The sequence below is a fragment of the Streptomyces sp. NPDC059567 genome (assembly GCF_042735655.1).
Taxonomy (GTDB): Bacteria; Actinomycetota; Actinomycetes; order Streptomycetales; family Streptomycetaceae; genus Streptomyces.
Genome location: NZ_JBHWBS010000078.1, coordinates 27,010 through 37,506 on the forward strand (window position 1 = coordinate 27,010; position 10,497 = coordinate 37,506).

5 protein-coding genes are annotated in these 10,497 nt (G+C 66.1%); all 5 read right to left on the reverse strand.

Features of this window, described 5'->3' with window-relative positions; all coding sequences use genetic code 11:
- Positions 1–104: 104 nt before the first annotated feature.
- Positions 105–4,004, reverse strand: coding sequence for a DNA-directed RNA polymerase subunit beta' (locus tag ACFVZW_RS27570; RefSeq protein ID WP_384526537.1), 3,900 nt, complete (start codon positions 4,002–4,004; stop codon positions 105–107).
- A gap of 100 nt (positions 4,005–4,104) precedes the next feature.
- Positions 4,105–7,587: a DNA-directed RNA polymerase subunit beta gene (gene rpoB, locus ACFVZW_RS27575; protein WP_384526540.1), complete on the reverse strand. Its 3,483-nt coding sequence runs from the start codon at positions 7,585–7,587 to the stop codon at positions 4,105–4,107.
- A 542-nt stretch (positions 7,588–8,129) separates the two neighbouring features.
- Positions 8,130–8,513: a 50S ribosomal protein L7/L12 gene (rplL, locus tag ACFVZW_RS27580; protein WP_073910766.1), complete on the reverse strand. Its 384-nt coding sequence runs from the start codon at positions 8,511–8,513 to the stop codon at positions 8,130–8,132.
- Positions 8,514–8,624: 111 nt separating this feature from the next.
- Positions 8,625–9,155 carry a 50S ribosomal protein L10 gene (gene rplJ, locus ACFVZW_RS27585; protein ID WP_384526543.1) on the reverse strand — a complete coding sequence of 177 codons (531 nt, stop codon included), beginning with the start codon at positions 9,153–9,155 and terminating at the stop codon, positions 8,625–8,627.
- A 265-nt stretch (positions 9,156–9,420) separates the two neighbouring features.
- Entirely contained in the window at positions 9,421–10,335 is a 915-nt protein-coding gene (locus ACFVZW_RS27590) for a hypothetical protein (protein WP_384526546.1), read from the reverse strand.
- Positions 10,336–10,497 lie beyond the last annotated feature (162 nt).

Genomic DNA, 10,497 nt, shown 5'->3' on the forward strand with positions numbered 1-10,497 from the left:
CGTGCTCGGTGTGGGTGTGGGGGCGGCCGCCTCCCCCCTCCTGTCCCGCACCCCCCGAGGGGGCCCACCCGCGGGGGGGGGGCCCGCCCTTCGGTTCGCACTACTTACTGGTTGTACGGACCGTAGTCGTAGTCCTCCAGCGGAACGGCCTGGCCGGAGCCGGTGCCGAACGGCGAGTAGTCGATGTCGTCGTAGCCGACGGCCGAGTACATCGCGGCCTTGGCCTCCTCGGTCGGCTCGACCCGGATGTTGCGGTAGCGGGACAGACCCGTACCGGCCGGGATGAGCTTACCGATGATGACGTTCTCCTTGAGGCCGATGAGGCTGTCGGACTTGGCGTTGATCGCCGCATCCGTCAGGACTCGGGTCGTCTCCTGGAAGGAGGCGGCCGACAGCCAGGACTCCGTCGCCAGCGAGGCCTTGGTGATACCCATCAGCTGCGGACGGCCGGAGGCGGGGTGACCGCCCTCGGTGACCACACGACGGTTCTCGGTCTCGAACTTCGAGCGCTCGACGAGCTCGCCCGGCAGCAGCTCCGCGTCGCCGGACTCGATGATCGTCACACGGCGCAGCATCTGCCGGATGATGATCTCGATGTGCTTGTCGTGGATCGACACACCCTGCGAGTTGTAGACCTTCTGGACCTCGCCGACCAGGTGGACCTGGACCGCGCGCTGACCGAGGATCCGCAGCACGTCGTGCGGGTTGGTGGCACCCACGGTGAGCTTCTGGCCCACCTCGACGTGGTCGCCCTCGCCCACCAGCAGACGGGCACGCTTCGAGATCGGGAACGCCGTCTCGTCGCTGCCGTCGTCCGGGGTGACGACGATCTTCTTGGTCTTCTCGGTCTCCTCGATACGGACGCGGCCGGCCGCCTCCGAGATCGGGGCGACACCCTTGGGCTGACGAGCCTCGAAGAGCTCGACGACACGGGGCAGACCCTGGGTGATGTCGTCACCGGCCACACCACCGGTGTGGAAGGTACGCATCGTCAGCTGGGTACCGGGCTCACCGATGGACTGGGCGGCGATGATGCCGACCGCCTCACCGATGTCGACCAGCTTGCCGGTGGCCAGCGAACGGCCGTAGCAGAAGGCACAGGTACCGACGGCGGACTCACAGGTCAGGACCGAGCGGGTCTTGACCTCCTCCACGCCGGCGCCCACGAGGGCGTCGATGAGCACGTCACCCAGGTCGACGTTGGCCGGCGCGATGACCTTGCCGTCCACGACGACGTCCTCGGCGAGCATCCGCGCGTACACGGAGGTCTCGACGTCGTCCGTCTTCCGCAGGATGCCGTCGGCACCCTTCTCGGCGATCCGCAGCTTCAGACCGCGCTCGGTGCCACAGTCCTCCTCGCGGATGATCACGTCCTGCGAGACGTCCACCAGACGACGGGTCAGGTAACCCGAGTCGGCGGTACGCAGGGCGGTGTCGGCCAGACCCTTACGGGCACCGTGCGTCGAGATGAAGTACTCGAGGACGGAGAGACCCTCACGGAAGGACGCCTTGATGGGACGCGGAATCGTCTCGTTCTTGGCGTTCGACACCAGACCACGCATACCGGCGATCTGACGCATCTGCATCATGTTTCCTCGGGCACCCGAGTCAACCATCATGAAGATGGGGTTCGTCTTGGGGAAGTTCTCATTCATCGCCTCGGCAACCTCGTTGGTCGCCTTGGTCCAGATGTTGATGAGTTCCTGAGTGCGCTCTTCCTTGGTGATGAGACCGCGCTCGTACTGCTTCTGGACCTTCTCGTCCTGCTCTTCCCAGCCCTTGACGATCGCCTTCTTGGCCTCCGGGACGACAACGTCCGAGATGGCCACGGTGACGCCGGAACGGGTCGCCCAGTAGAAGCCGGCCGCCTTCAGGTTGTCGAGCGTCGCCGCCACGATGACCTTGGGGTAGCGCTCGGCGAGGTCGTTGACGATCTCGGAGAGCTGCTTCTTGCCGACGGAGTAGTCGACGAACGGGTAGTCCTCGGGCAGCAGCTCGTTGAAGAGCGCGCGGCCCAGCGACGTACGCAGACGGAACGAGTCACCCTGCTGCCACTCCGGCTCGCCCTCCTCGGCGACCGGGGGAACCCAGCCGCGCGGCGGAACGGTGCCGATGGGGAAGCGGATGTCGATCTGCGACTGCAGCGCGAGCTCGCCGGCGTCGAACGCCATGATCGCCTCGGCCGTGGAGCCGAACGCGCGGCCCTCGCCCTTGGTGTCACGGAGCTCACCGTCGGTGGTCAGGAAGAACAGACCGAGGACCATGTCCTGGGTCGGCATCGTGACCGGACGGCCGTCGGCCGGCTTGAGGATGTTGTTCGAGGACAGCATCAGGATGCGGGCCTCGGCCTGCGCCTCCGCGGAGAGCGGCAGGTGGACGGCCATCTGGTCACCGTCGAAGTCCGCGTTGAACGCGGTGCAGACGAGCGGGTGGATCTGGATGGCCTTGCCCTCGACCAGCTGGGGCTCGAAGGCCTGGATGCCGAGGCGGTGCAGCGTGGGCGCACGGTTCAGCAGAACCGGGTGCTCGGCGATGACCTCTTCGAGGACGTCGTACACGACCGTGCGGCCGCGCTCGACCATCCGCTTGGCGCTCTTGATGTTCTGCGCGTGGTTCAGGTCGACCAGGCGCTTCATCACGAACGGCTTGAAGAGCTCCAGCGCCATGGCCTTGGGCAGACCACACTGGTGCAGCTTCAGCTGCGGACCGACGACGATGACGGAACGCGCGGAGTAGTCCACACGCTTACCGAGCAGGTTCTGACGGAATCGACCCTGCTTGCCCTTCAGCATGTCGCTGAGGGACTTCAGCGGACGGTTGCCGGGGCCCGTGACCGGGCGACCACGACGGCCGTTGTCGAAGAGGGCGTCGACCGCCTCCTGGAGCATCCGCTTCTCGTTGTTCACGATGATCTCGGGGGCACCGAGGTCGAGCAGACGCTTCAGACGGTTGTTGCGGTTGATCACACGGCGGTACAGGTCGTTCAGGTCGGAGGTCGCGAAGCGGCCACCGTCCAGCTGCACCATCGGACGCAGGTCCGGCGGGATCACCGGCACGCAGTCGAGAACCATGCCCTTGGGGCTGTTCGCGGTCTGCAGGAACGCGGAGACGACCTTGAGGCGCTTGAGCGCACGGGTCTTCTTCTGGCCCTTGCCGGTACGGATGATCTCGCGGAGGCGCTCGGCCTCCTCCTCCAGGTCGAAGGACTCCAGGCGCTTCTGCAGCGCCGCGGCACCCATCGAACCGTCGAAGTACGTGCCGAAACGGTCACGCAGCTCGCGGTAGAGGAGCTCGTCGCCCTCCAGGTCCTGGACCTTGAGGTTCTTGAAGCGGTTCCAGACCTCGTCGAGACGGTCGATCTCGCGCTGCGCACGGTCACGCAGCTGCTTCATCTCACGCTCGGCACCCTCGCGCACCTTGCGGCGCACGTCGGCCTTGGCACCCTCGGCCTCGAGCTCGGCCAGGTCGGTCTCGAGCTTCTTGGCGCGGGCCTCCAGGTCGGAGTCGCGACGGTTCTCGATCTGCTGACGCTCGACGGAGACGTGCGCCTCCAGCGAGGGCAGGTCACGCGTACGACGCTCGTCGTCCACGAACGTGATCATGTACGCGGCGAAGTAGATGACCTTCTCGAGGTCCTTCGGCGCGAGGTCCAGCAGGTATCCGAGGCGCGACGGGACGCCCTTGAAGTACCAGATGTGGGTGACGGGGGCGGCGAGCTCGATGTGGCCCATCCGCTCACGGCGCACCTTGGCGCGGGTGACCTCGACGCCACACCGCTCACAGATGATGCCCTTGAAGCGGACACGCTTGTACTTGCCGCAGTAGCACTCCCAGTCCCGGGTCGGACCGAAGATCTTCTCGCAGAAGAGTCCGTCCTTCTCGGGCTTGAGCGTGCGGTAGTTGATGGTCTCAGGCTTCTTGACCTCGCCGTGGCTCCACTGACGGATGTCGTCAGCGGTGGCCAGACCGATCCGGAGCTCATCGAAGAAGTTGACGTCGAGCACTATGCGTCAATCCCTCTCAGGGTTGTAAGTCTTGGGGTCTGAAACGGGGGTCCTGGGGCCGGCCGGGGGCTCATTGCTGAGCCCCCGTACCGGACTCCCGTCAGACCTCTTCGACGCTGCTCGGCTCGCGCCGGGACAGGTCGATACCGAGCTCCTCCGCTGCGCGGAAGACGTCCTCGTCGGTGTCGCGCATCTCGATGGACATGCCGTCCGAGGACAGCACCTCCACGTTGAGGCACAGGGACTGCATCTCCTTGATGAGCACCTTGAAGGACTCGGGGATGCCGGGCTCAGGGATGTTCTCGCCCTTGACGATGGCCTCGTAGACCTTCACGCGGCCGGTCACGTCGTCGGACTTGATCGTCAGCAGCTCCTGGAGGGCGTACGCGGCGCCGTATGCCTCCAGCGCCCACACCTCCATCTCGCCGAAGCGCTGGCCACCGAACTGGGCCTTACCACCCAGCGGCTGCTGGGTGATCATCGAGTACGGACCGGTCGACCGGGCGTGCAGCTTGTCGTCGACCAGGTGGTGGAGCTTGAGGATGTACATGTACCCGACCGAGATCGGGTCCGGGAACGGCTCGCCGGAGCGGCCGTCGAACAGACGCGCCTTGCCGGAGGGGAGCACCATGCGCTCGCCGTCGCGGTTCGGGATCGTGTGCTGCAGCAGACCCGCGAGCTCGTCCTCACGCGCACCGTCGAAGACGGGGGTGGCGACGTTGGTGCCCGGGGCGACCTGGTCGGCACCGATGGCCTGCAGGCGCTGCGCCCAGTCGTCCGCGAGACCGGAGACGTCCCAGCCGCGGCTGGCGAGCCAGCCGAGGTGGATCTCCAGGACCTGTCCCGGGTTCATTCGGGACGGGACACCCAGCGGGTTGAGGATGATGTCGACCGGAGTTCCGTCCTCGAGGAACGGCATGTCCTCGATCGGAAGGATCTTCGAGATGACACCCTTGTTGCCGTGACGGCCGGCGAGCTTGTCACCATCGGTGATCTTGCGCTTCTGGGCGACGTAGACGCGGACCAGCTGGTTCACGCCCGGGGGAAGCTCGTCGCCCTCCTCGCGGTCGAAGACGCGGACGCCGATGACCTTGCCGGTCTCGCCGTGCGGCACCTTCAGCGAGGTGTCACGGACCTCACGCGCCTTCTCACCGAAGATCGCGCGGAGCAGACGCTCCTCCGGGGTCAGCTCGGTCTCACCCTTGGGCGTGACCTTGCCGACGAGGATGTCGCCGGCGACGACCTCGGCACCGATACGGATGATGCCGCGCTCGTCGAGGTCGGCGAGGACCTCCTCGGAGACGTTCGGGATGTCCCGGGTGATCTCCTCCGGGCCGAGCTTGGTGTCACGGGCGTCGACCTCGTGCTCCTCGATGTGGATCGAGGAGAGGACGTCGTCCTGCACGAGGCGCTGCGACAGGATGATCGCGTCCTCGTAGTTGTGACCCTCCCACGGCATGAACGCCACGAGCAGGTTCTTGCCGAGCGCCATCTCACCGTTCTCGGTGGCCGGACCGTCGGCGAGGACCTGGCCCTCGATGACCCGGTCGCCCTCGGAGACGACGACCTTCTGGTTGACCGAGGTGCCCTGGTTCGAGCGGGAGAACTTGGCCATCCGGTACGTGGTGTACGTGCCGTCGTCGTTGGCGACGGTGATGTAGTCGGCCGAGACCTCCTGGACGACACCGTCCTTGTCGGCCTTCGGCACGTCACCGGCGTCGGTGGCACAGCGGTACTCCATGCCGGTACCGACGAGCGGGGCCTCGGACTTAATCAGCGGCACCGCCTGACGCATCATGTTCGCGCCCATGAGGGCACGGTTGGCGTCGTCGTGCTCGAGGAAGGGGATCATGGCCGTCGCGACCGACACCATCTGGCGCGGCGAGACGTCCATGTAGTCGACCTCGGTCGGCGGGACGTAGTCGACCTCGCCACCACGGCGGCGGACCAGAACGCGCGGCTCGGTGAAGCGGAGCTCGTCGTTCAGGATCGCGTTCGCCTGGGCGATGACGAAGCGGTCCTCCTCGTCGGCGGTGATGTAGTCGACCTCGTCGGTGACCTGACCGTCGACGACCTTGCGGTACGGCGTCTCGATGAAGCCGAACGCGTTGACGCGGCCGTACGAGGCGAGCGAACCGATCAGACCGATGTTCGGGCCTTCGGGGGTCTCGATCGGGCACATGCGTCCGTAGTGGGACGGGTGCACGTCTCGGACCTCGAAGCCGGCCCGCTCACGGGACAGACCACCGGGACCCAGCGCCGAGAGACGACGCTTGTGCGTCAGACCCGACAGCGGGTTGTTCTGGTCCATGAACTGCGACAGCTGGCTGGTGCCGAAGAACTCCTTGATGGAGGCGACGACCGGCCGGATGTTGATCAGGGTCTGCGGCGTGATCGCCTCGACGTCCTGGGTGGTCATGCGCTCACGCACGACGCGCTCCATACGAGCCAGACCCGTACGGACCTGGTTCTGGATGAGCTCGCCGACGTTGCGCAGACGACGGTTGCCGAAGTGGTCGATGTCGTCGGTCTCGACGACGATCTCCCGGCCCGACTCGCCGATCGTCTCGGTCTCGCCCGCGTGGAGCTTCACGAGGTACTTGATCGTGGCGATGATGTCGTCGGTGGTCAGGACGCCGGCGTCCAGCGGCTCGTCCGCGCCGAGCTTCTTGTTCACCTTGTAGCGGCCGACCTTCGCGAGGTCGTAGCGCTTCGGGTTGAAGTAGAGGTTCTCGAGCAGCGTCTGAGCGGCCTCACGGGTCGGCGGCTCGCCCGGACGGAGCTTGCGGTAGATGTCGAGCAGCGCGTCGTCCTGGCCCTGGGTGTGGTCCTTCTCCAGGGTGGCGCGCATGGACTCGTACTCGCCGAACTCCTGCAGGATCTGCTCGGTGGTCCAGCCGAGCGCCTTCAGGAGGACGGTGACGGACTGCTTGCGCTTGCGGTCGATGCGGACACCGACCATGTCGCGCTTGTCGATCTCCATCTCCAGCCAGGCACCCCGGGACGGGATGATCTTGGCCGAGAAGATGTCCTTGTCGGACGTCTTGTCGATCGAGGAGTCGAAGTAGACGCCCGGCGAACGGACCAGCTGCGAGACCACGACACGCTCGGTGCCGTTGATGACGAAGGTGCCCTTGTTCGTCATGAGCGGGAAGTCGCCCATGAAGACCGTCTGGGACTTGATCTCGCCGGTCTCGTTGTTGGTGAACTCGGCCGTGACGAAGAGCGGGGCGCCGTACGTGAAGTCACGGTCCTTGCACTCGTCGATCGAGTTCTTCGGGGGCTCGAAGCGGTGGTCGCGGAAGGTCAGCGACATCGACCCGGAGAAGTCCTCGATCGGAGAGATCTCCTCGAAGATCTCTTCCAGACCCGACTTCCTGGGGACGTCCTGTCCCGACTCGAGAGCTGCCTCGACGCGAGCCTTCCAGGCGGCATTGCCGAGCAGCCAGTCAAAGCTCTCGGTCTGCAGCGCGAGGAGGTTCGGAACCTCGAGGGGCTCCTTGATCTTTGCAAAGGAGATGCGCAGCGGGGCGGTGCTGGCGCCGTTGTTCGTATTGGTCGAGGCGTTGCGCGAGGCGGCCAAGAGGGGGTCCTTCCGAGGGCTCGGACTCACTACGCGCGTACCGGCCCCCAGCGACGCAGAGGGACAGACAATTCCCGATATGGCCAAAAGCCCAGGTCAGGTCAGGTCTGCCGACAATGCTCTCGCGAGGGTATGCCCCAGGTGACGGGCAGGGGGCAGCTAACAGGCAGCGCAAAGGGTCAGTGTAGCCACTTGGCCCACTGATGTCCAGGGCGAGTTTTTCGCGACCCTCGTTTTTCTCAACTCCGCGGTACCTCGCGCCGTGTGGCGCACCTCGATACTGCCCGTTCCGCCGTCGATCCATGCCTCGGATACGGATCGTTGTGACGACGCGTCCTGAGAATTGCGCGCTGCGTGCGGTTCGTCAAGGCCCCCCGGTCAGCGGGGGCGCACGGCGAAGATCACCATACTCCGCTCCCCAGCGCTCGCACGACCCCCGCCACGCCCTTCCCGGGTACGCCGAAGGGCGACCACCCGGATGGGTGATCGCCCTTCGAAGGCGCCTGAGAGGCGCCTGAGCGAGTCAGGAGACCCGCAGGGTCTTACTTGACCGTGACGGAGGCGCCGGCAGCCTTGAGGGACTCGGCAGCCTTCTCCGCGGCCTCCTTGGCGACCTTCTCGAGGACCGGCTTCGGGGTGCCGTCGACGAGGTCCTTGGCCTCCTTCAGGCCCAGGGAGGTGAGCTCACGCACGACCTTGATGACCTGGATCTTCTTGTCGCCCGCACCCTCGAGGATGACGTCGAACTCGTCCTGCTCCTCGACGGCCTCGGCACCGGCAACCGGGGCGCCCGGGCCGGCAACGGCGACGGCCGCGGCGGCGGTGACGTCGAACTTCTCCTCGAAGGCCTTCACGAACTCGGAGAGCTCGATGAGGGTCATCTCCTCGAACTGCGCGAGCAGGTCGTCCTGGGACAGCTTCGCCATGATGGCGTCCTTCCACTAATTCGGCAGGTGCCGGATGTACATGTAGGCGGGCGTACGTTCGGCCCGCTGCGACCGTCGCCCTAGCGGGCGGCGATCATTGCGCGAGCCGAATTACTCGGCACCGCCCTGCTCGGCGAGCTTGACGCGAAGCGCCTCCGCGGTGCGGACGAACTTCGACGGCAGCGCCTGGAGGAGCGAGGCAGTCTGGGACTGCTTGCCCTTGAACGCGCCGGCCAGCTTGCTGAGCAGAACCTCGCGGGACTCGAGGTCCGCAAGCTTCTTGAACTCGTCGGCGGTCAGCGCCTTGCCATCAAGGACACCGCCCTTGATGACGAGGTTCGGGTTCTCCTTGGCGAAGTCACGCAGAGCCTTCGCCGACTCCACCGGGTCACCGGTGACGAAGGCGGCCGCGGTCGAACCAGCAAGCTGGTCGTCAAGCGACGCGATCCCGGCCTGGTTGGCCGCAATCTTGGTCAGCGTGTTCTTCACCACGGCGTACTGGGCGTTCTCACCGAGCGAACGACGCAGCGTCTTGAGCTGCGCCACGGTGAGTCCCGTGTACGAGGTCAGCACGACGGCGTTCGAGCTGCGGAACTTGTCCTCCAGCTCGGCTACCGCGGCAGCCTTGTCGGGCCTTGCCATAGAGCGTCGGCCTCCTTCCGGGTGATGAGGACCGCTCAGAAGGGGCTGAACAAAGAGAAACGCCCCGGCGCAGGCGCACGGGGCTCAGCTCGACCGAATCGAAGGATCCGGGAACTCATCCACGATCACCTGCGCGGGCCGTTCGCATCTCAGCGAACCTTCGGCCACCGGATCCCTAACGGGAGCACGGCAACGACCAGCGGTCTTTGGCTTCTGTGGAAGAGTACGCGACGTGTGCGGCGGGGAGCAAATCCGCCCGTTCGGCTCAGCTCTCGCCGAGGCCCTTCAGCATCTCCGAGAGGTCGTACGTGTCCTTGGCCGGCGGGGCCTTGACGGTGGCCTTCGGGCCGTAGTCGGTGTAGTCGCCCTTCATGTGCACCGTCCCGACTGCCGTGGTCATGGAGACGACCATGCGGACGGGGTAGCCGGCCGCGTCGACCCAGACGTCGGTGTCGTAGCCCTTCATGCCGATCTTCTCGACGTTGGCGATGAGCTTCTCGCGATCCTTCTTCGAGAGCGTCGCGGACTTCGCCTCGTTGGCGTCCATCATCTGCTCGAAGCTGAGCGTGCCCTTGTAGTGCTGGGCCTGGACACCGTTGATCTTCTCGGCGCCGATGTGCTTGAGGTTCGGGGACTCCAGCAGCAGGGCGAGCTGCTGGGCCGGGTCCTGGTTCAGGCCGCTCTGCATGCCACCCAGCCCGTCCTGGCCCTCCTGGCCCTTGAGGTCCACCTTCATCCAGCGCTTGCCGTCCATCTCGGCGGCCCGCTCGGCGCCCATGTCCATGTACATGGCTTCGTCGAGCATGATCATGCGCGTCTGCTCGGGGGCGTCCGGGTCGCCGGCGGTCATCAGCGAGCCCTTCATGGTGATGTCCATGGCCCCGGGGTTCCACCCCTGGACACCGGTCATCTCCATGGTGCCGCCGCCGTCCATGGCGGCCGGCATCGTGATGGTCATCCGGATCTTCGCGGACTTGGCGTCCGAGGTCTTGTTGTAGGCGGCCTGGATGACCTTCGTGACGGCCTCGTGGCTCTGGAGCTGCGGCTCCGCCGTCGTCTTCGCCGGGGCCTGCGGCGCGGCCTTCTTGGCCCCCTCGCCATCCTGACAGCCCGCGGCACCGGCGATGACGGCCACCGCCGTCAGCGAGACGCCCGCGCGCTTCCATGCGGTCATGCCCATCGAGTCCCCACCCCTTGATCTTCTGTTCGTCGTACGACTGAACGGTAACCCAGGGCTCTGACGAAGTCGTACGAAAAAGACCGGACCCCCCGCCCGACCACAAAGGGGTTGGGGGGGGGGGGGCAACACAACAGGCGCCAGCGGGGCTGTCACACACAGGGG

Excerpts from the sequence above, each read along its gene's own strand:
- rplL (WP_073910766.1), bottom strand. The coding sequence starts at position 8,513 with ATGGCGAAGCTGTCCCAGGACGACCTGCTCGCGCAGTTCGAGGAGATG.
- rplJ (WP_384526543.1), bottom strand. The coding sequence starts at position 9,155 with ATGGCAAGGCCCGACAAGGCTGCCGCGGTAGCCGAGCTGGAGGACAAG.
- ACFVZW_RS27590 (WP_384526546.1), bottom strand. The coding sequence starts at position 10,335 with ATGGGCATGACCGCATGGAAGCGCGCGGGCGTCTCGCTGACGGCGGTG.